Annotated in this window: 19 protein-coding genes and 1 pseudogene; 13 read left to right on the top strand and 7 right to left on the bottom strand. The window is 63.0% G+C overall.

Going from position 1 to position 20151, the window contains the following annotated elements:
- Positions 1-51: 51 nt before the first annotated feature.
- Both HX792_RS00095 and HX792_RS00090 read right to left on the bottom strand, forming a co-directional pair.
- Complete coding sequence (locus HX792_RS00095) at positions 52-870, bottom strand: class I SAM-dependent methyltransferase (RefSeq protein WP_176994232.1); 819 nt, start codon at positions 868-870, stop codon at positions 52-54.
- Between the two features lie 59 nt (positions 871-929).
- On the bottom strand, positions 930-1394 hold the full coding sequence (locus HX792_RS00090) for a GNAT family N-acetyltransferase (protein WP_176994231.1): 465 nt from the start codon (positions 1392-1394) through the stop codon (positions 930-932).
- Positions 1395-1696: 302 nt separating this feature from the next.
- Between HX792_RS00090 and HX792_RS00085 the strand changes: the two genes are divergently transcribed.
- The 9 genes from HX792_RS00085 to HX792_RS00045 all read left to right on the top strand — a co-directional run bounded on the left by HX792_RS00085 (position 1697) and on the right by HX792_RS00045 (position 12443).
- Positions 1697-2626, top strand: a complete 930-nt coding sequence (locus HX792_RS00085; protein WP_176994230.1) for a fatty acid desaturase — start codon at positions 1697-1699, stop codon at positions 2624-2626.
- Positions 2627-2635: 9 nt separating this feature from the next.
- On the top strand, positions 2636-3427 hold the full coding sequence (locus HX792_RS00080; RefSeq protein ID WP_176994229.1) for a phosphate/phosphite/phosphonate ABC transporter substrate-binding protein: 792 nt from the start codon (positions 2636-2638) through the stop codon (positions 3425-3427).
- A 108-nt stretch (positions 3428-3535) separates the two neighbouring features.
- Positions 3536-4045 carry a sigma-70 family RNA polymerase sigma factor gene (locus HX792_RS00075; protein ID WP_176994228.1) on the top strand — a complete coding sequence of 170 codons (510 nt, stop codon included), beginning with the start codon at positions 3536-3538 and terminating at the stop codon, positions 4043-4045.
- On the top strand, positions 4042-4980 hold the full coding sequence (locus HX792_RS00070) for a FecR domain-containing protein (protein ID WP_176994227.1): 939 nt from the start codon (positions 4042-4044) through the stop codon (positions 4978-4980). Before HX792_RS00075 ends, HX792_RS00070 begins: the two co-directional genes overlap by 4 nt.
- A gap of 223 nt (positions 4981-5203) precedes the next feature.
- Entirely contained in the window at positions 5204-7840 is a 2637-nt protein-coding gene (locus HX792_RS00065; RefSeq protein ID WP_176994226.1) for a TonB-dependent receptor, read from the top strand.
- A gap of 135 nt (positions 7841-7975) precedes the next feature.
- Entirely contained in the window at positions 7976-8989 is a 1014-nt protein-coding gene (locus tag HX792_RS00060) for an ABC transporter substrate-binding protein (protein WP_176994225.1), read from the top strand.
- On the top strand, positions 8989-9915 hold the full coding sequence (locus HX792_RS00055; RefSeq protein ID WP_176994224.1) for an aliphatic sulfonate ABC transporter substrate-binding protein: 927 nt from the start codon (positions 8989-8991) through the stop codon (positions 9913-9915). The genes HX792_RS00060 and HX792_RS00055 overlap by 1 nt, the downstream gene beginning before the upstream one ends.
- A 138-nt stretch (positions 9916-10053) precedes the next feature.
- Positions 10054-11058 (top strand): ornithine cyclodeaminase family protein, encoded by a 1005-nt coding sequence (locus HX792_RS00050; protein ID WP_176994409.1) that lies wholly within the window; start codon positions 10054-10056, stop codon positions 11056-11058.
- Positions 11055-12443 carry an aromatic amino acid lyase gene (locus HX792_RS00045; protein ID WP_176994223.1) on the top strand — a complete coding sequence of 463 codons (1389 nt, stop codon included), beginning with the start codon at positions 11055-11057 and terminating at the stop codon, positions 12441-12443. Before HX792_RS00050 ends, HX792_RS00045 begins: the two co-directional genes overlap by 4 nt.
- 95 nt (positions 12444-12538) lie before the next feature.
- Here the strand turns inward: HX792_RS00045 and gstA are convergent, their stop codons facing one another.
- Positions 12539-13141 (bottom strand): glutathione transferase GstA, encoded by a 603-nt coding sequence (gstA, locus tag HX792_RS00040; protein WP_176994222.1) that lies wholly within the window; start codon positions 13139-13141, stop codon positions 12539-12541.
- A 96-nt stretch (positions 13142-13237) separates the two neighbouring features.
- Here gstA and HX792_RS00035 point away from each other — a divergent pair, with 96 nt between their 5' ends.
- The 3 genes and pseudogenes from HX792_RS00035 (at position 13238) to HX792_RS30500 (ending at position 15594) form a co-directional block, all read left to right on the top strand.
- Positions 13238-14107 carry a LysR family transcriptional regulator gene (locus tag HX792_RS00035; RefSeq protein ID WP_176994221.1) on the top strand — a complete coding sequence of 290 codons (870 nt, stop codon included), beginning with the start codon at positions 13238-13240 and terminating at the stop codon, positions 14105-14107.
- A gap of 122 nt (positions 14108-14229) precedes the next feature.
- Positions 14230-15051: pseudogene (locus tag HX792_RS30505) on the top strand (PAS domain-containing protein); the annotation flags it as partial.
- Positions 15025-15594, top strand: a complete 570-nt coding sequence (locus HX792_RS30500; RefSeq protein WP_371319317.1) for a methyl-accepting chemotaxis protein — start codon at positions 15025-15027, stop codon at positions 15592-15594. The pseudogene HX792_RS30505 and the gene HX792_RS30500, both read left to right, overlap by 27 nt.
- Before the next feature lie 147 nt (positions 15595-15741).
- On the opposite strand, the gene HX792_RS00025 is transcribed toward HX792_RS30500, so the two are convergent.
- The 4 genes from HX792_RS00025 to HX792_RS00010 all read right to left on the bottom strand — a co-directional run bounded on the left by HX792_RS00025 (position 15742) and on the right by HX792_RS00010 (position 19066).
- Positions 15742-16251 (bottom strand): hypothetical protein, encoded by a 510-nt coding sequence (locus tag HX792_RS00025; RefSeq protein WP_176994219.1) that lies wholly within the window; start codon positions 16249-16251, stop codon positions 15742-15744.
- Positions 16252-16383: 132 nt separating this feature from the next.
- On the bottom strand, positions 16384-17799 hold the full coding sequence (locus tag HX792_RS00020; protein ID WP_176994218.1) for an MFS transporter: 1416 nt from the start codon (positions 17797-17799) through the stop codon (positions 16384-16386).
- A gap of 140 nt (positions 17800-17939) precedes the next feature.
- Entirely contained in the window at positions 17940-18572 is a 633-nt protein-coding gene (locus tag HX792_RS00015) for a glutathione S-transferase family protein (protein WP_176994217.1), read from the bottom strand.
- Positions 18573-18631: 59 nt separating this feature from the next.
- Complete coding sequence (locus HX792_RS00010) at positions 18632-19066, bottom strand: PACE efflux transporter (protein ID WP_176994216.1); 435 nt, start codon at positions 19064-19066, stop codon at positions 18632-18634.
- A 110-nt stretch (positions 19067-19176) separates the two neighbouring features.
- On the opposite strand from HX792_RS00010, the gene HX792_RS00005 reads away from it, so the two are divergent.
- Positions 19177-20052: a LysR family transcriptional regulator gene (locus HX792_RS00005; protein WP_176994215.1), complete on the top strand. Its 876-nt coding sequence runs from the start codon at positions 19177-19179 to the stop codon at positions 20050-20052.
- Positions 20053-20151: the final 99 nt, after the last annotated feature.

The raw sequence follows: 20151 nt of genomic DNA, 5'->3' as shown, positions 1-20151 counted from the left end.
AACGCTATCGCAGGCAAGCCAGCTCCCACATTGGTTTTGTGTTCAGTCGGCTTATTGGGCGGGCTTCACAAACCGCAACGTCATCCGGTCCGACTCACCAATCGCCACATACCTGGCCTTGTCCTGCTCACCCAATCGCAACGTCGGTGGCAAAGTCCACACGCCACCGGCATAGTCCTTGGTGTCCTTCGGGTTGGCATTCACCTCGCTTTGCCCCGCCAACTTGAACCCGGCATCGGTGGCCAGCTTCACCACCTGGGCGGTGGTCAGGTAGCCGCTGTCCTTGATGGCCTCCAGGTCCGCCCCGTCCTTGGCCCGGTGGTCTTCCACACCCAGCACGCCACCCGGTTTCAGCACCTGATAGAACGCGCTGAAGGTGGCCGGCGCGGTGCCGGCTTCTACCCAGTTATGCACATTACGAAAGGTCAGCACGGCATCGGCCGACGCCGGCTTGCCGAACACTGGCGCCTTGGGATCAAACTCCACCACCTGAGCCTTGGCGTACTGTGCAGGGGCGGCGGCGAATTTCTTCTTCAGGTTCTCTTCGGACGTGCGCGCGTAGGTACTGACGCTGGCTGCCTGCACGGCGGCAATGTAATGCCCGTGGTCCTTGAGCAGCGGCGCCAGCACTTCGCTGTACCAGCCGCCCCCCGGGGTGATTTCTATCACCGTCTGTTTGGCGCCCAGGCCAAAGAATTCCAGGGTCTGTTGCGGGTGGCGATAAACATCACGCGCACTGTTGGCCGGGTCGCGCCAGGTGCCGGCGAGCACGCTGGCGTATTGCTTGGCGCTGATCGGTGCGTCGGCTGCGTGGCTCATGGCCGGGGCGAGGAGGGCGGTGAGGGAGAGGGCTGCAAGCGTCTTGTTCATGATCGTCCTGTTTGGGGCCACTGTGCCGTCGAGGCTAGCATGGGCCCTCCACCGGCTGATCACACATTATCGAAGGTCGACCTCACCAACGGTTCTAAGCCCATGGCGATCATCGGCTTGTTGCGCTTGTAGCGCACCAGCCGCTCGCTCAAGGATTGAGGCAATAGCGTTTGCTGGCTGAACCCCATGCGCTGATAAAGCCCCTCAAGGTCCGGATGGCACAGCAGCCACACCGTGCCTTCACTCGATGCCACCGCCTGGCGGATCAAGCGCGCCGCCAGGCCCTGGCCGCGATAGGTGGGGGCCACGAACACACCGGTCAGCCACTGCCCGCCGACCACCGGGGTCAGCCACTGCCCGCCGACCACCGGGGTCAGGCACAGCCCGGCGACAATCTCGCTTTCCCGCGCCACCCACAAACGCCCGCCCTTGAGGGCTTTCATCGACGAGTCGTGGCTGCGATAAAACTTGTTCAGCAGCGGCCACAGAGGCTCTGCCAGCAGTTCCAGGGTCAATTCAGGCATGGTGGTCATACAGGCGTTGTGAAGGGGCGGGGATTATAAGCGCCTTCTGCCGCCCAATAGGTGGTATACCCAGTGCTACATCCCCTGCACGTGGAGTACGCATCATGGCCAAAGGTATGGATTCAAAGAAAGCCGCGAAGAAGAAACCGGCCAAGACCGCCGATGGAAAACGCGCCGACAAGAAAGCCAAGAAATCCGAAACCGGCTTGTTCGGCCATTGAGTTCCAAGCTTAGAACCAAATGATCTGCAAGATTTTCCGGCCTCGCTGCACAGAGCAGGAAACACCTGCTCTGAGCTGCCGATGGCCAACTACCTTGATCTGACCCAACGCCGGGAAATCGAAGCCCTGGCGCAACGTTTTACCGTACGCACCGAATGGCCGACCTGGCTGCTGATCATCGGCGTCTATGCCGGCTGGTTCAGCGTGATGTTCGCCAGCCATTGGCTGGGCCTGTGGCTGAGCACCTTGTTGCTGATCCCGCTGGTGACGCTGTGGCTGTCGGTGCAACACGAACTGCTCCATGGCCATCCCACCCGTTCGCTGTTCGTGAACAAACTGCTCGGCTACGCCCCGTTTGCCGTGTGGTACCCCTATACGCTGTACCGCGACAGCCACCTGCTGCACCACAACGACGAAGACCTCACGCTGCCGGGCATCGACCCGGAAAGCCGATACCTCAAGCAAGCCCAATGGGACAGCAGCTCATTGTTCGAGCGTGGTGTACATTGGCTGACCAAGACCGTGCTCGGCCGTTTCCTGTTGGCCGCTCCGTTGGCGATTGGCCGGCTGGCCCGCCATGAGTGGCAACGCCTGCCGCAGGTATGGCCGATGTGGCTGTGCCACGGCGCCGTCACCGTACTAATGCTCAGCTTCATCGCCCACTACAGCGCCTTGTCGGTGCTGCACTACCTGCTGCTGGTCAGCGTGCCAGCCTTGTCGCTGGCGTCGATCCGTTCCTACTATGAACACCGCCCACACCCGCAACCGGAACAGCGCACCGTGCTCAACGAAGCGTCCTGGCCGTGGACCTGGTTGTTCCTCAACAACAACCTGCACCTGGTGCACCACGACTTGCCGAAACTGCCCTGGTATTTGCTGCCCGCGGTGTATCGCGCGCGCCGCGAGCAGTGGGTGGCCCGCAGCGGTGGGTTCCTGGTGCAGGGCTATGGCCAGTTGATCAGCCGTCACGGCCTCAAGGCCATCGACAGCCCCCGGCATCCTTTTGCGTGAGACAAAACCATGAGTGAGCATTACGCCGAGCTGCTGATGTACGTCGCGCCGGATCACATACACCAGGCCAACCAGCAGTGGCTGGCACGTATTCTTGAACGGCTCGGCCTTAGCCGCCGCAACGCCGACCACCTTGACCTGCACGGCCTGTGGCTCGCCTCCGAACTGCTCGTCACACAAACCTGCGGCTACCCGCTGATGACCCAGTTGCGCGGCAGGGTCCGCGTCATCGGCCGCCCGCGCTACGAGTTGCCCCACAGCAGCGGCGGAGAACATTGCAGCCTGCTGCTGACCCGCGACGACAACCCGCGTACCAGCCTGGCGCAGTTCTACGACAGCCGTGGCGTGATCAATGGCCATGATTCCAACAGCGGCATGAACCTGCTGCGCGAACGCCTCGCGCCGTTGCAGCGCGATGGCCGCTTCTTCGCCAGCGTCGGCATCAGCGGCGCGCACCGCGAGAGCCTGCGCTGGCTGCGGGAAAACCGCGCCGACCTCGCCGCCATCGACAGCGTGACCTACGACTACCTGGCCCGTTTCGCCCCGCAGGACGTGGCGGGGCTGCGCCTCATCACCCGTAGCGCGCCCAGCCCGACCTTGCCTTATATCGGCCCGCTGGGTTTGAGCGATGAACAGGTCGCCACGATTCGCCAGGCGATGAACCAGGCGCTGCAGGATTTGCCGCAGGTGGTTGAAACCCTGGGCGTGCAGGAGGTGCTCCCGGCCAGCGAAGACGACTATCAGGTGCTGCTGGACTATCAACAGCAAGCCGCCAGCGCTGGCTACTCGGTACTTCAATAAGGTTATATAAAAATACCTTTTAAATATTATTAAAGAATAAGTCGCCTTGCTAGGATCGCTCCACCGGAACACCGGACATAACGCGCAACCTACTCAAATGGAGCCACTATGTCCGGCGCCGACACTTCTCACAGCGATTACGTGGGCGGATTGTTCCGCAGTCATTACGACTGGCTGTGCAGCCGTTTGCACCGTCATCTCGACTCCCGTGCGCACGCCGAAGACATCGCCGCCGACACCTTTGTCCAACTCTTGAGTTCGCCGGGTGTGATGCCGATCCGGCAACCCCGTGCCTTGCTCACCACCATTGCCCAGCGCCTGATGTACCAGCTGTGGCGTCGCCGGGACCTGGAGCGCGCCTACCTCGACGCCCTCGACAACGACGAAACCTCCACCGCACCCTCGCCCGAAGACCTGGCGCAAATGCTCGAAGCCCTGCAGGCCATCGACCACTTGCTCGACGGTTTGCCGGCCAAGGTCAAGGCGACCTTTTTGTTGTCGCAGCTCAATGGCCTGACCTACCCGGAAATCGCGGTCGAGCTGGGTATATCCCAGCGCTCGGTGAGCGACTACATGGCCCGCGCCCTCAACCGTTGCCTGCGGCTGTGCCTGGAATGAACGACGAACTGATCGACAGTGCCACGCACTGGTACGTGCTGTTGCGTTCGGGTCAGGCCACGGCGGCGGATTGGCAGCGTTATCACCAGTGGCGCGCCAGTGACCCGCGCCACGAAGCGCTGTGCCAGCAACTGGAGACGCGCCTGGGCGTGTTCCAGATTCCCCAGGCCCAGGGGGTGAGCGGCAAAGTGTTGCAGCAGGCGTTGGACGCGCCTTCCAGTCGGCGCCAGGTGTTGCAGATCGCGTTGGCCGGCGCAGGCGTGGCTATCGGCGCAGCGCTGCTGGCCAAGCCCATGGGCTTGTCGGAGCTGACCGCCGATGTCCGCACCGGCACCGGCGAGCGCCGCACCGTCACCCTGGCCGATGGCAGCGAATTACTGTTGAACGCGCAAAGCGCGGCGGATATCCGGTTTGATTCGCAACGGCGCCTGGTGCGCCTGCGCGAAGGCGAGTTACTCGCCAAGGTTGCCAGCGACCGCAATCGACCGTTTCTGATCCAGACTGACCACGCGCGCCTGCACGCCTATGGCAATCGCTTTTTGGTGCGTGAGCGGGAAGGGCAGGGCCAGGTCGTCGCGCTCAGCGGCGCGGTGCAGATCGACCGCCAGGACGGCGAGCGCCTGCAACTGGCGGCCGGCCATGAAGTGCACTACGACCCCACGGGCTTTGGCCCTGTTGAGGCCAGTTCTTCTGCCGCTACCGCGTGGGTCGATGGTTTCCTGCAGGTACGCGACCGCCCGCTGGCCGAGGTGATCGAGGCGTTGCGCCCGTATCACAACGGCGTGCTGCGCCTGGACCCCGCTGTCGCCGGCCTGCGCGTAAGCGGCCTGTACCGCCTCGACAACCCCCAGCAAATCCTCGACACCCTGGCGCGCACCTTGCCGATCCACATCACGCGCCGTACCGGCCTGTGGGTGACCGTCAGTGCGGCCTGACCTCTGTAGGAGCCGGCTTGCCGGCGATGGCATCAACCCGGTCCTAAACAAAGACCGAGGCGCCTGCATCGCTGGCAAGCCAGCTCCTACAGAGCGGCGGTTGTTCGGTGGGGGTTCTAAGGACATAACCAAACGATCTGCAAGTTTTCCCCCGGCTGTCCCACATCACTCCCGTAAGCGCTGCGGGGAGCAGCGTTCTCGAGTTTCCTTGGGGGGAGCCAAAGTGAGTCAGTTCAACCGTGTGCCGCTTCGAACCTTTGCCCTGGTGCCGTTGGCCAGCCTGTTTTTGTCATTTGCCGCCAGTGCCGAAGAGGCGCGTCAGGTCTATCACATCGCCCCTGGCCCGTTGGATGAAGTGCTGCTGAACATCAGCCGTCAGAGCGGCCAGGTGATCTCCTTCACGCCGCAACTGGGCCAGTATTCCTCGGCCAGCGTGGACGGTTCGCTGTCGGCCCACCAGGCCGTCGACGCCGCACTCAAGGGCACCGGCCTGCAAGTGCAGGTCAGCCCGGAAGGTGCCTTTATCATCAAGGAAGGCGCGAGCAAAAACGCCACCAGCAGCGTCAAGGCCCAGACCAGCGCCGCGCAGGCGCCGACCCTGGACCGCGTGGTCGCCATCGGCACCCGTCGCAGTGACGCCACGGCTCTGACCAGCAGCGCCCCGGTGGACGTGATCAACGCCGAAGAACTCAAGCAGACCGGCGCCACCAGCCTTAACCAGGCGCTGTTCCAGTTGCTGCCCTCGTTCAACTTTCCGCAGAACAACAGCGCCACCCGTGGCCAGGACCCCAAGGGCGCGTCACTGCGCGGCCTGTCACCGGACCAGACCCTGGTGCTGATCAACGGCAAGCGCCGGCACACCTCGGCGGTGGTGAATATTTCCGGTGGCGTGCCGTTCATTGGTGCCCAGCCGGTGGACCTGGACATGATCCCCATCAGCGCCATCGACCACGTCGAAGTGCTGCGTGATGGCGCCTCGGCGCAGTACGGCTCCGACGCAGTGGCCGGCGTGGTCAACATCGTGCTCAAGGAGCGCGACAGCGGCGGCGGCATCAACACGCAACTGGGCAAGTACGCCCAGGGCGACGGCTTCAGCAAGACCACCGACGGCTGGTACGGCATCGGCCTGCCGGGCGATGGCTTCCTGACCCTGAGCTTCAACACCCTGAACAACAAACCCGACGATATCGGCGACAAGTACGTGGCCGACGGCCAGGTGCAAGACCCGCGCTGGGGCGGTGCCGGGCGTGACAAATACAACCTGGCGGCCAACGCCGAGATCGGCCTGAACGATCAATGGCGCCTCTACAGCTTCGCCACCTTTGGCCAGGACACGTCGGTGAACAACACGCCGCCGTTGCTGGCCAGCAGCCCGAATAACGTGGCGGCGATCTACCCCAACGGCACGATCCCCAAATACCGCTATCGCTATGAAGACGGCGCCATCACCGTGGGCACCCGTTATGAGGATGACAGCATCGGTCGCTTCGACCTGAGCGCCACTTATGGTCGCGACGAGCACGATGAACTGGCCTTCAACACCGTCAACCCCAGCTACGGTGCCAACAGCCCGACCAAATTCAACGTCGCCACCCTGATCAACGACCAGACCAACATCACCCTCGACTACGCCAAGGACCTGGACGTGAACTGGTCCAGCCACCCGCTGACCGTCTCGGCCGGCGTGGCCTACCGGCATGAGCAATATCGCCTGGAGGCGGGTGACTACGATTCCTACTCCTATGGCGGTATCGACAACGTGCAAGTGGGCGCGGTGCAGGCTTCGGGCCTGACGCCGGATGACGCCGGCACCTTCAAGCGCGACGTGGGCGGGGTGTATTTCGGCCTGGAAAACCAGGTCACCGACAAGCTGCAAGTGGGCGTGGCCGGGCGCACCGAGCACTACTCGGATTTCGGCTCGGCCACCACGGGCAAGCTGTCGGCGCGCTATGACTTCACCCCGCAAGTGGGCGTGCGCGCGACGGTCAACAACGCGTACCACGCGCCGAGCCTGGGGCAGATCGGCACGTCGTGGACCACCACCACCAACCTGGACGTCAACGGCAACCCGGTGCTGACCCGCATGCTGCCGGCCGACAACCCGGCCGCCCGTGCCCTCGGCGCCCAGGCGCTCAAGCCAGAAAAATCCACCAACTACTCGTTGGGCCTGGTGCTGCGACCGACCGAACACGCATCCCTGACCGTCGATGCCTACCAGATCTCGATCCGCGACCGGCTGTTGTTCAGCGGCGGTATTTCCGGGCCCTTGGCCGAGCAGATCCTCAACAATGCCGGCTACGGCCAGTACTCCTGGGCGCAGTTCATGACCAACGCCGCCGACACCCGCACCCGGGGTGTCGACATCGTCGGCAAGTACAACATTGACCTTGCGCAGTTCGGTGACCTGAACCTGTCGGCCGGCTACACCAAGGCCCGCACCACCATCGAGAAGGTCCACGAAAACCCCAACGGCTTCGAAGTGCTGACCCGCGAAGCCCGTGGCTTTATCGAGCATGGCTACCCCGAGGACAAGCTGGTGTTCGGCGCGGTGCACAAGATCAACCAGTGGACCATTGCCCTCAACGAAACCCGCTACGGCAAATACCGCAAATACGCGGCTGCCGAAGCCAATGCCCAATACGACCAGACCTTCAGCGCGCAATGGACCACCGACCTGGACGTGAACTACGCGTTCACCAAGCAACTGCGCGTCTCGGTGGGCGTGAACAACCTGTTCGACAGCAAACCCGACGACTTCAACACCCGCCTGCGCCAGACGCCCGGTCAGCAATACAGCTACCTGTCGCCGACCGCGCCGGAGGGGGCGTTTTACTACACGCGGCTCAGTTATGACTTTTAAGGGTTGAGATCGAGTCGAGGCCATCGCCGGCAAGCCGGCTCCTACAGGATTGAGTTGATCTGTAGGAGCCGGCTTGCCGGCGATGGCGTCATCCAATGCACCGTATTACTCATCCGAATCACCACGAGGTTCTGCATGAAAAAGATCAAACATCTGCTCGGTGGCTCACTACTGGCACTGGCCCTTGTGGCCCAACACGCGCCCGCCGCCGACGCGGTCAAGCCGATCCACTTCGGTGACATCACCTGGGAAAGCGGCAGCCTCATCACCGAAGTGCTGCGCGTGATCGTCGAGAAAGGCTACGGCCTGCCCACCGACACCTTGCCCGGCAGCACCGTGAGCCTGGAAGCCGCCCTGGCCAAGGACGACATTCAGGTGATCGGCGAAGAGTGGGCCGGGCGCAGTCCGGCGTGGGTCAAGGCCGAAAGTGAAGGCAAGGTGTTCGGCCTGGGCGACACGGTCAAAGGCGCCACCGAAGGCTGGTGGGTGCCCGAGTACGTGATCAAGGGCGATGCCGAACGGGGTATCAAACCGCTGGCGCCCGAGCTGAAATCGGTGGCCGACCTGGCGCGCTACAAAGACGTGTTCCGTGACCCCGAAGACCCCAGCAAAGGGCGCTTCCTCAACAGCCCCACCGGCTGGACCTCGGAGATCGTCAACAGCCAGAAGCTCAAGGCGTATGGCCTGACCGACACCTTCGTCAACTTCCGCACCGGTTCCGGCGCGGCGCTGGACGCCGAGGTGGCGTCGTCGATCCGTCGCGGCAAGCCGGTGTTGTTCTACTACTGGTCGCCGACGCCGCTGCTCGGCCGCTTCAAGCTGATCAAGCTGGAAGAGCCGCCGTTCAACGCCGAGGCCTGGAAAACCCTGGCCGACGCCCACAATCCGCACCCCATCGGCACCCGTTCGTTGCCCGCGCATTTGGCGATTGGCGTGTCGGCGCCGTTCAAGGCGCAGTACCCGCAGTTGGTGACGTTCTTCGAGAAAGTCGACCTGCCGATCGACCTGCTCAACGGCACCCTCGCACAGATGAGCGAGAAGCGTGAGCAACCGCGCCAAGTGGCGTTGACGTTCCTCAAGGAGCAACCGCAAGTCTGGCAACAGTGGGTGCCGGCGGACGTCGCGGCCAAGGTCAAGGGGGCGCTCTGATGCTTAAATTCCTCGCTGCTGCCGTTCTATCGCTGGTCGCTGGCCACGTGCTGGCGGCCGACCCGGCCACCTTGCGCATCGGCTACCAGAAAAGCTCGGTGAGCATGGTGCTGGCCCGTGAGCACAAGCTCTTTGAAGCCGCGCTGCCCGGCACCCAGGTACAGTGGATCGAATTTCTCGGTGGCCCGCCGCTGATCGAGGCGTTGAACGGCGGCAGCCTGGACATCGGCAATATCGGCGACATCCCGCCGATCTTCGCTCAGGCGGCTGGCATTGACCTGCAGTACTTCGCCGTCGAGCCCAATGAAGGCAAGACCGAAGCGGTGCTGGTGCCCAAGTCCAGCACGATCCAGAGCGTGGCCGAACTCAAGGGCAAGCGCGTGGCGCTGCTCAAGGGTTCCAGTGCCCACAACCTGTTCTTGAAAAGCCTTCTGCGCGCCGGTTTGCAATGGAAAGACGTGAACGTGGTGTACCTGTCACCGTCCGATGGGCGCGCCGCGTTCGAGCAGGGCAAGGTCGACGCGTGGGTGGTGTGGGACCCTTACTACTCGGCCGCCGTGGTCGACGGTTCCGCCCGTGTGCTGGGCGATGGCCAGGGCCTCAACCCGGCCGGCAGTTTCTTTGTGGTCAACCATCCGTTTGCACAACAGCACCCGCAGGTGGTTGCCACCATCATCCAGACCCTGGCCAAGGCGCAGCGCCTGTCCCTGGACCAGCCCGACGACAGCATCGCCCTGATGGCCAAGACCCTGGGCCTGCCACCGGCCGTGGTGCGCAGCTACTTCGAACACCGCTCGCCGGCGCCGATCCGTCCGCTGCAAGCCGTCGACGTCGCTAACCAGCAACGCACCGCCGACCTGTTCTTTGCCAACGGCCTGATCCCGAAAAAGGTCGATGTGCAGCAAATCGTGTTCCACGCCCCTTGATCTCCCTAAACCCTGTAGGAGCCCGGCTTGTCGAATCGTCGCACCGCGGCGATGGCGTCCGTAAAATCGCCATCGCCGGCAAGCCGGGCTCCTACAGAAGGGGTTGGCGTGAAGTTTTCTTTTATCAGTGAGCAGACCATGCAACCGATCTACATCGACTTTCTCAACGGCCTCGACATCGATGAACTGGGCCTCTCCAACGACGAAATCCTCACCGCCATCGAAGCCAGCCTGGCGATCCAGGGCCGGGGCGAGGCGGTGATCGAGCCGCGCACCCACCTGATTCCCGGCGGCGAGATCAACGGCCACTTCAACGTGCTGCGTGGTGTGCTGGGCGGCGACATCGGCTACGCGGGCGTTAAGGTGGTGGGGGATTTCGTCGACAACTACCGCAAGGGCCTGCCCTCGGAACTGGCGATCCTCAACCTGCTGGACCCGGCCACCGGCATTCCCAAGGCGATCCTCGACGCCTCGGCCATCACCGATATGCGCACCGGTGCGGTCACCGCCATCGGTGCCAAATACCTGGCCCGACCCGACAGCAAAGTGCTGGCGCATATCGGCGCCCGGGGCACCGCGTACTGGAACGTGCGCTTGCTGGATCACCTGTTCGACTTCGAGGAAATCCGCGTGCATTCGCGCCGCAGCGAAAGCCGCGAAGCCTTCGCCGAGCGCCTGCGCCAGGACTTGTGCAAACCGGTGATCGTCACCGAGGATTGGGAAAGCACCGTGCGCGGCGCCGACATCGTGGTCGAGGCCTCGCGCCTGGATCAGCCCGAGCCCTTGCTGCGCACCGACTGGATCAAGCCCGGCGCGTTTGTCGTGCCTTACGGCACCATGAGCGCAGTGGAACTGTCGCTCACCGACATCATGAGCAAGTTGGTGGTCGATGATTGGGGCCAGTGCAAAGGCGGCCTTTTCGGTTCGCTGCGTGCGCATGTCGACGCGGGGAAACTCAGTGCCGACACCCTGCATGCCGAGCTGGGGCAGATCGTTGCCGGCTTGAAAAATGGCCGTGAAAACCCTGAAGAAACCATCCTGTTCTGGCACCGCGGGCTGAGCCTCAGCGATATCGCCCTGGGCCACGCCCTGCTGGAAAAAGCCAAGCGCCTGGGGATTGGCCAGCGGTTGCGCTGGGCATGATTGAGCTGGATCCCCAAGGCCTGGCGCTCGCGGATTTATTGACGATTGCCCGGCAGGATGCACCGGCCGACTTCAGCGCTGGAGCGCGTCAGCGCATCGAGGAAGGCCACGCACTGCTGCTGAAACTGGCCGCCGAAGGCACGCCGATTTATGGCGTGACCACCGGCCTCGGCGCGGCGGTGGATACGCCGGTGGCACCTGTGCAGGCGAATATTCCCCTGGGTCGGGCGGTGGGCGTGGGGCGCCTGGCCAACCGGCAGGAAGTGCGCGCGATCACAGCCGCGCGTTTGGCGGGGTTGGCCCAGGGCCGTTCAGGCATTTCACCTGGGGCAGCGGATGCGTTGCTGGCGCTGCTCAATGCCGGGGTCGAGCCCGCGGTGCCGTTGCTCGGCTCGTTGGGCGAGAGTGACCTGGCGCCCCTGGCCCACCTGAGCCTGGCGTTGTCGGTGCCGTTGACCGGCAAGGACGGCCTGGCGCTGGTGTCGGCGAATGCCGCGAGTGTCGGCCTGGGCGCCTTGCTGGTGGCCGAAGCGCAGCAGGTGCTGGATGCGTTGTTGGCGGCGCTGGCGCTTTCGTGCGAAGGCTATCGGGCCAATCTCAGCCCGTTCCAACCGTGGGCGTCGCGCTTGCGAGCGGCGCCGGGGCAGGCCGAACAATCGGCGGCGCTGCTACAGCTGCTGGCGGGCGGTGAGTTGGCCGATGGCCCACGCCGCTTGCAGGACCCGTTGAGCTTTCGCTGTGCCACGGTGGTACAGGGCGCCGCGCAGCAGGCGTTGCAACAGCTGTATGATCTGGTCGAGTTGGAACTGCGCAGCGGTGCGGATAACCCGGCGTTGATCAGTGAAGAGGCGTTGGTACTGGCCACGGCGAACTTTGACAGTACCCATCTGGCGCTGGCGGCCGAAGGCTTGGGGTTAGCCTTGAGTCGGGTGGCAGTGTGCAGTGCTGAACGCATCGCCAAGCTGTTATCGCCTGCGTCCAGCGACTTGCCACGGTTTCTGATCACCCAGCCAGGGCATGTCGGGATGGCGGCTTTGCAACGCACCAGCTCGGCGCTGGTCGCCGAAATCGGGCACTTGGCCAACCCGTTGCCGGCGGTGAGTGTGCCAGTGGCCGATCGCGTGGAAGATTACGCCGGGCAAGCGCTGGCGGTGGTCGACAAGACCCGCCGTTTGACCGAGCGGGTGCTGTGGTTGGCGAGCATCGAGCTGATCGTCGCTGCGCAGGCCGTCGACCTGCGTGGCCCGCTGCAACTGGGGCAGGGCGTGCGGCAGGTCCATGAGGCGGTACGCCGCCACGTGGCGCACCTGGACCAGGACCGCTCCGGCTCAGTGGACGTGCTGGCCCTGAGCGCCTTCCTCCAAACCACCCCCTTCCCCTTGTAGGAGCCCGGCTTGCTGGCGATGAGGCCCTTGAATTCAATGTTGAACTCAGGGAAGCCATCGCCGGCAAGCCGGCTCCTACAGGTAGGTGGGTGAGGTCAGGCGGCTTCGGTGGCCAATGCGGTTACCACCGCTGGCCGCTCGCTGATGCGCTGTTGAAACGCCGCCAGCGCCGGCCATTCCTGCAGGTCAATATCGTGAAACGCCGCCCAGCGCAGCACCACGAACAGGTAGGCATCCGCCACCGAATACCCGGACTCCAGCAGGTAATCCTGGCGCTCAAGCGTCTGCACCAGAATCGCGAAACGCTTGTGCAAGGTGGCGAGGAACATGGCGCGCACGTCGCCCTGGATCGCGCCATTGAAGAAGATCGCCAGGCCGCCGTGGATTTCGCTGGCGATAAAGTTCAGCCATTCCTGCAAGCGCACGCGCTCCCAACTGCCATTGGCCGGGGCCAGGCCCGCTTCGGTTTTCTGGTCGGCCAGGTATTGCAGGATCGCGCTGGCTTCGGTCAGCACCTGGCCATTGTCCAGTTGCAGCGCCGCCACGTAGCCCTTGGGGTTGATCTGCAGGAAGTTCTCGCCAGTGGCGGTGGTTTTGGTCTGGTTGTCCACCCGCACCAGCTCGAACGGCAGCGCCAATTCGCGCAGCACGATATGCGGGGCGAGAGAGCAGGCGTGGGGGAAGAAATACAGTTTCATCTAGGGCGACTCCTTTGGATTTGCGCCAGTCTCACGGGCATGACACCTTGCGTAAAATTAAACCTTCAGAGCCCCGCCATAAGGACAGCTACTGCCATGATGAACCTGATGCACTGGCGCCTGCTGGTGGCCGTGGCCGACCACGGCAGCATCACCGCCGCCGCCGAGCACGTGGGCATGACCCAATCCGCCGCCAGCCAGGCCATGGCCGGCATGGAGGCGACTCTGGGTGCGCAATTGTTTACCCGTGAGCCGCGCAAGACCTTGCCGACCGCCCTGGGCTTGAGTGTGATCGAACAGGCGCGGGTGATGCTCGGGGCCTTGCAGGCGATTCGGACCACCGTCGACGAAGCCCGCCCGCTGCTGCGTGGGAGCATTCGTATCGCGAGTTTTCCCATGGTGCTGGCGACATTTTTGACACCGCTGCTGCAGCGCTTCCGTCAGTTGAACCCCGGTATCGAGGTCACCACCCTGGATGTCACCGACAGCGAAGTGCACACCTTGCTGGACGCCGACCTGATCGACCTGGGCGTGGTGCTCAACCCCAAGCCCGAGCGCAAGGCCACGGTACTGGGGCGCGATTTCTGGATGGCGGTGCTGCCGGCCCAGCATGCGTTCGCACAGCGCCCGGCTGAAGCGACGGTGTCGCTGGAGGAGTTGCTGGAGCAACCGTTCGTGCTGGCCACCGGTGGTTGCACCGCCAACGCGCGCAGCCTGGGAGCCGCAGCCGGGCTGAGCCTGCGTGATATTCGTGTGGAAGTGCGTGAGTTTAACAGTGCCTTCAGCCTGGTGCGCGAAGGCGTCGGCGTGACACTGGTGCCCGAAATGGCCTTGCCGGCCCAGCGAAATGGCCTGCGTGTCATGCCGTTGACGGTGCCGATGCACCGCGAATTTGCCCTGGTCGGTTCCCCAACCCGCCCGGCCTCCGCTGCGGTCAGCGCATTGTTAAAAATGCTGGCTGACTAGTGACCTTGCATAGCGCCAAGCCCTGTCTATGCTCACCCTGAACCGTGATGACGCTTGCCATATAAAGCGATTCGGTTGGTTTGTTCCCCATGAAAGGTTTGCCAGCTCTATCCAACTTATGAATGGAATGCGCCTTCCAGGCGCCGGGAATCAAGGGTGATCTGAACATGTTCAACCGCCATCACAAATCCGACCTGCAAGAAATCGAACGTTTCTCCTGTGCCCTCACTGAAGCCAACGCCAAACTCGCCGCCATCAGCCGTTCCATGGCGATGATCGAGTTTGACCGCAATGGCGTGATTCTCGATGCCAACGATAACTTCTGCAAAGCCATGGGCTACACCGTGGAGGAGATTCGTGGCAAACATCATCGGATCTTCTGCGAAGAGGCCTACGCCCACACGGAGGCCTACGCCAAGTTGTGGCGCGACCTGGCGCGGGGTGAAGCGCTAAGCGGTACCTTCATGCGCTTGAACAAGCGTGGCCAGGAGGTGTGGCTGGAGGCCAGCTACATGCCGGTGCTCGACAGCCAGAACCAGGTGCAGAGCGTGATCAAGGTGGCGTCGGATATTTCCGCGCGGGTCCACCATGAACACGAAAACCAGAGCCTGATCGACGCCATCAGTCGCTCCATGGCGGTGATCGAGTTCACCCCCCAGGGCCAGATCATCAACGCCAACGACAACTTCCTGCGCACCGTGCAGTACTCGCGTGAAGAAATCATCGGCCAGCACCACAGCATGTTCTGCCACCGCAGCGAGGTGGATTCGCCTTCGTACAAGGCGTTTTGGGCCTCGCTCAACCGCGGCGAATATCACTCCCATCGTTTCGAGCGCAAAAACAAGTACGGCAAGACGCTGTTCCTGGAAGCGTCCTACAACCCGATCTTCGACACCAACGGCCGGTTGTACAAGGTGGTGAAGTTCGCCAGTGACATCACCGATCAGGTCACCACCCTGCGCACCGCGGCGGATTCGGCTCATGCCACCTCGGTACAAAATGACGCCTGCGCACGCAAAGGCTCGGAGGTGGTGCAGCAAACGGTGCAGATCATCGAAGAAATTTCCCACGACCTGAACCAAGCCGCGCAAAGCATCGATGCCGTGAGCAAGCAGTCGGACATCATCGGCGCCATCGTGCAGACCATCCGCAGCATCGCCGAGCAGACCAACATGCTCGCGCTTAACGCGGCGATTGAAGCGGCGCGCGCCGGTGAGCACGGGCGCGGGTTTGCGGTGGTGGCCGACGAAGTGCGCAGCCTCGCGGCACGGACCAGCCAGGCAACGGTGGAGATTGTGGATGTGGTGCGCAAAAACCACGACCTGTCCGTGAGCGCGGTGTCGAGCATGCAGTCGAGCTTGAGCCGCACGGGGCTGGGGGTGGAACTGGCGAATGAGGCGGGGCAGGTGATCCTGGAGATTCAGGAAGGGTCACGGCATGTGGTGGATGCGATCAGTCAGTTCAATTCGACGTTGCAACTGCAATAACGCCACTCTGCAACTGAAACAACCCATACCGGCGACTGCGTAACCCATACCTGTAGGAGCCGGCTTGCCGGCGATGGCGTCCCTGAGATCAACATCGAACTCAAGGGCCTCATCGCCGGCAAGCCGGCTCCTACAGGGGGGCGTTTGTCAGATTGCGGCCAGGGTTTCTTTCACGGCTTGTGCCGGGTCAGTGGCTTTGGCGGCAACTTGCTGATCCTGCTGCTCCTTCACGCGCTCAGCCACTTGCTTGGCGATTGCGTCCTGTTTTTCCTGCGGCATGGCCTGCACTTCTTCCTCGGTCAAACCCTGTTCCTTGAGCAGTTGCTCACGGATACGCTCGGCCGGGGTTTTGTTCATGTAGTCGGTGAAGTCAGCGCGGGCAGTGCTGGTGCTGGAACCGGCTGCCGGCACATCGGTGGTCGCCGCAGGGGCTGCGGTGGTGGCCTGCAACTGCACGCGGGTCTTGGCGAAGGCCTCGTCGATACGGTCGTTGGCCTTGTCCAGGTCCTTTTGCGCGGCCGGTACGGTCACGCTTTGCTGCGCGGCTTGCAGGGCGCCGCTGTACAGCGTGCTGGCGGCGGCGTTGGCCGGGTCCATGTCGGCACGCTTGAGCTGTTGCACGGTGGAAATGGCTTGGGTGTTGTTGTTGATCAGCATGATTGCTCACCTGGGGTGTGTTCGGTGCCACAGGTGGAGCAAATAGCGTGCCGGGGGCCATGCCCCCGTATTTATTGGGGCTGGCGCGGCCGTCGCGGCAAGTATTGTCCTGTCGACGGCCGATCCTTGCCGTCAGTGGGCGATGTTCTCCAGAGCCAGGTTGCGCGTGCGCGGCCCGAACCCACTGATGGTGATCATCACGATCAACATGCTGCTGGCAATGAACGCGAGTACGCCGGGTGTGCCCAGGTGGTCGAGGATCAAGCCGATCAACAGGCTGCTGAACACCGTGGACAAGCGGCTGAACGAATAGCAGAACCCCACCGCCCGCGCCCGGATGTTGGTGGGGAACAGCTCGCTCTGGTACGAGTGATAGCTGAAGCTGAGCCAGGCGTTGCAGAAAGTGATCATCACCCCGCAGATCACCAGGCCCACCGCCGTGGTTTGCAGGGCGAACAGGCTGCCGAAGATCATCGCGCCCAAGGCTGAGCCGACAATCTGCCATTTGTTCTCAAAGCGATTGGCCACCTTCACGAACAGCAACGGCCCCAGCGGGTAGGCCAGGGTGATGATGAACGCGTACATCAGGCTGTGGGTCACGCTGACGCCTTGGCCCGACAGCAATGCCGGCAACCAATTGCCGAAGCCGAAGAAACCGATGGCCTGGAACACATGGAACACGATCAACATCAATGCGCGGCGACGGTACGGCGGTTGCCAGATATCGGCAAAGCGGCCGCTGCCTTGCACGCTGACGGCCTCGGGCTCGGGTTCATCCAGGGGCTTGCCGTGATCCTTCTGGCAGCGGGCTTCCAGGGTGTCGAGGATCGCACTGGCTTCCTCGAAGCGGCCTTTCTGCGCCAGCCAGCGCGGTGATTCCGGTAGGCGTTTGCGCAGCCACCAGATAAACAGTGCAAACACTGCACTGGCCAACACCACCCAGCGCCAGCCAGAAATGCCAAACGGAGCTTGGGGCACCAGCCACCACGACATCAGCGCCACGGCCGGCACCGACAGGAACTGCACGAAAAACGCGAAGGCAAACGCCGAACTGCGCATGCGTTTGGGCACCAGTTCCGACAGGTAGGCATCGATGGTCACCAGTTCGATTCCCAGGCCAATGCCCACCAGAAAACGCATGCAGATAATGCCCAGGGCGGAGGTCTGGATCCCCATCAACACCGTGGCGACGGTGTACCAGACCAGCGCGAAGGTGAAGATGGCGCGGCGCCCGAAACGGTCGGCAATCGGGCTGAGCAGGCTGGCGCCGAGGAACAGGCCGAGGAAGGTGGCCGAGGCGAACGCGGCCTGGTCCGAGAAGCCGAACACGCCCTCGCTGCCGGTGTGGAACAGCCCGTCGCTGATCAGGCCGGGGCTGATATAGGCCGTCTGGAACAGGTCATACAGCTCGAAAAAGCCGCCAATCGATAGCAGCGCCACCAGGCGCCAGACGGTGGCGACGGCGGGCAGGCGGTCAATGCGTGCGCTGATATGGGCGGCACGGATCGGGTCGATACCGTCCGTGGCAGAGGCAGTGAGTGTCGACATGAGCGAGATTCCAGGAGCAGTGGCCTGGAATCTTAGCTGGCTAACGGAAATCGGTGCATGTGAAGTTGCCTGTGTTTGGCCTCACATTCACCGATTTATTGCGCCAAGGCCTTGTGTTTGCAGGTTTTATGGCGCGGGGCTCAGTTGTGACCGTCCAGGGCGAACTTCTGGAAACCCGAGCGCTGGCTGAGCCGCTGGTAATACGCCTCGACCGCCGGGTAGGGTGGGTGCTCCAGCGGCGCGTTGCGCCAGCGATGTACCGACAGGCCGACGAGGATATCGGCAAGACTGAACTCATCACCGGCCACGTAGGCGCCCGTCTTGAGCAACTGTTGCTCCAGCAGACCCATCTTGTCATTCCAGGCCTGCACGCCCGCGCTGATGCGTTGCGGGTCCTGGTAGTCCGGGTTCTGGCGCACCAGGGCGTGGAAGGCGTAGCCCCATGACGGGTTGAGTTCGGTGGCTTGCCAGTCCATCCATTGCTCCACCCGGGCCCGTGGGGCGGGCTCGGCAGGCAGCAGGTCGTGGCGTTGGTAGAGGCCTACGAGGTAACGGCATATGGTGTTGGATTCCCACAGCACGCCATGGTCGTCGATCAGCACCGGGACTTGGGCGTTGGGGTTCAGGGCGAGGAACTCGGGGGACTGGGTGGGGCTGTAGCCGATGCCCCAGTCTTCGCGGTGGTAGTCGATTCCCAGTTCCTGGCAGGTCCAGAGGACTTTTCGCACGTTGATAGAGGACGTACGGCCCAAGATTTTCAGTGAGTGTCCCATGGTGCTTCCCTGTCGCTGAAGATGACCTGAAGGAATCTAGCAGCGGTGCACGCTCGAAGCTACGCCGATGTGGCAGGCAGCGCCGATGCGGGCAAGCCGAAGGTGCGGTCGAACAACCAGTTGAAGGCAAAGGTGTAGCAGGGGATGAACAGGATCAGCGCCAGGTCCAGCAGGAACGCCTGCACCAGATTCACGTTCATCCACCAGGCGATCAGCGGAATCAGGAACACGATCAGCGTCAGCTGGAACCCTACCGCGTGGGCGATGCGCCGTTTGACTGTGCGCGTGCGGTCATGCTGGCGGCTTTCCCAACGCTCGAACAGCGAGGTGTAGATGAAGTTCCAGGTGACCGCGACGGTGGTGATCACCACGGCCAGGGGCCCGGTGCTGGAGGGGTGTGTGCCGGACAGCAGCGCCAGGCCGAGGGCCGAGAAGGTCATGCCGATCAGCTCATAGAGCGACACATACACCAGTTTGCGTTTCACGCCTTGCATACCGCTTCCTCTTTTTTCGGGTGACAGGAACGTCACTAGGCGCGGAAGATAGCGTCAATATGGCTGACACAAAAAGTCAGAAGCTTTCAGTTTTATTGATAGGTGGCGAGATGAGCTTTTCCAGCGACAGCGTTGAAGTGTTCCTGGCAGTGGTGGAGGGCGGCTCGTTTTCAGCGGCGGCGCGGGCACTGGGCAAGGTGCCTTCGGCGGTGAGCATGGGCATTGCCAACCTTGAGGCCGAACTGGGTTACCTGTTGTTTGATCGCAGCCACCGCGAGCCGGTGCCCACCGACCTCGCGCTGGCGCTGATCCCCCATGCGCGGTTGATGGCCGAACAGCTCAAGCAGTTGCAGGTGCATGCGTTGCAACTGTCCCAGGGGCTGGAAAGCAAGTTGTCGATCGGTGTGGGGGTGGATATCAATACTCGGCGTTTGCTCGCGGCCATCGCCGACATCAGCGAGCAATTTCCACTGTTGGAAATCGAAGTGCTGACAGCGCCACAAGATGACGTGTTGCAGTTGCTGCACAGCGGGCGCGTGCAGGTGTGCGTGGTGTTTGCAGGGCTGAGCGTGAACGTGCTGGAGCGTTTTCAGTTTGTCGCCAGTGAGCAGTTGATCGCCTGTATCGGCCCGCACCATCCGCAGGCGCAAGGCGAGCCGTTTCTGGAAGACCTGGTGCGGGTACGCCAGATTCTGGTGGCGGGCCGGGACAGTCCTCTCAGCGATCGCCGCCCACTCGTGGGGCAATCCTATTGGCGTACCGACAGCTTGGGCATGGCGCTGGACATGGTCGAGGCGGGCTTGGGTTGGGGCAATTTCCCACAGTCGGCGGTGGCGCCATTGCTGGCGGCAGGGCGGTTGCGGCGGTTGGACTTCAAGAACATCGAGAACGGGCTGGCGATGGTGGTGAACGCGGTGTGGTTGAAGCATCAGCCGTTGCACAAAGGCGCCTCGGCGCTAGTACAACGGCTGGCCAACCCGGACTGACCCGCCCACATCGCTGCAGGAGCCGGCACGGTCAAAATGTGGGAGCTGGCTTGCCTGCGATAGCGGTGGATTGGCTAGCACAGCATTGCCAGACACACC

This window comes from Pseudomonas sp. B6002 (genome assembly GCF_013385985.1).
Classification (GTDB): Bacteria; Pseudomonadota; Gammaproteobacteria; order Pseudomonadales; family Pseudomonadaceae; genus Aquipseudomonas.
This window is presented reverse-complemented; position numbering and strand designations above follow the sequence as displayed.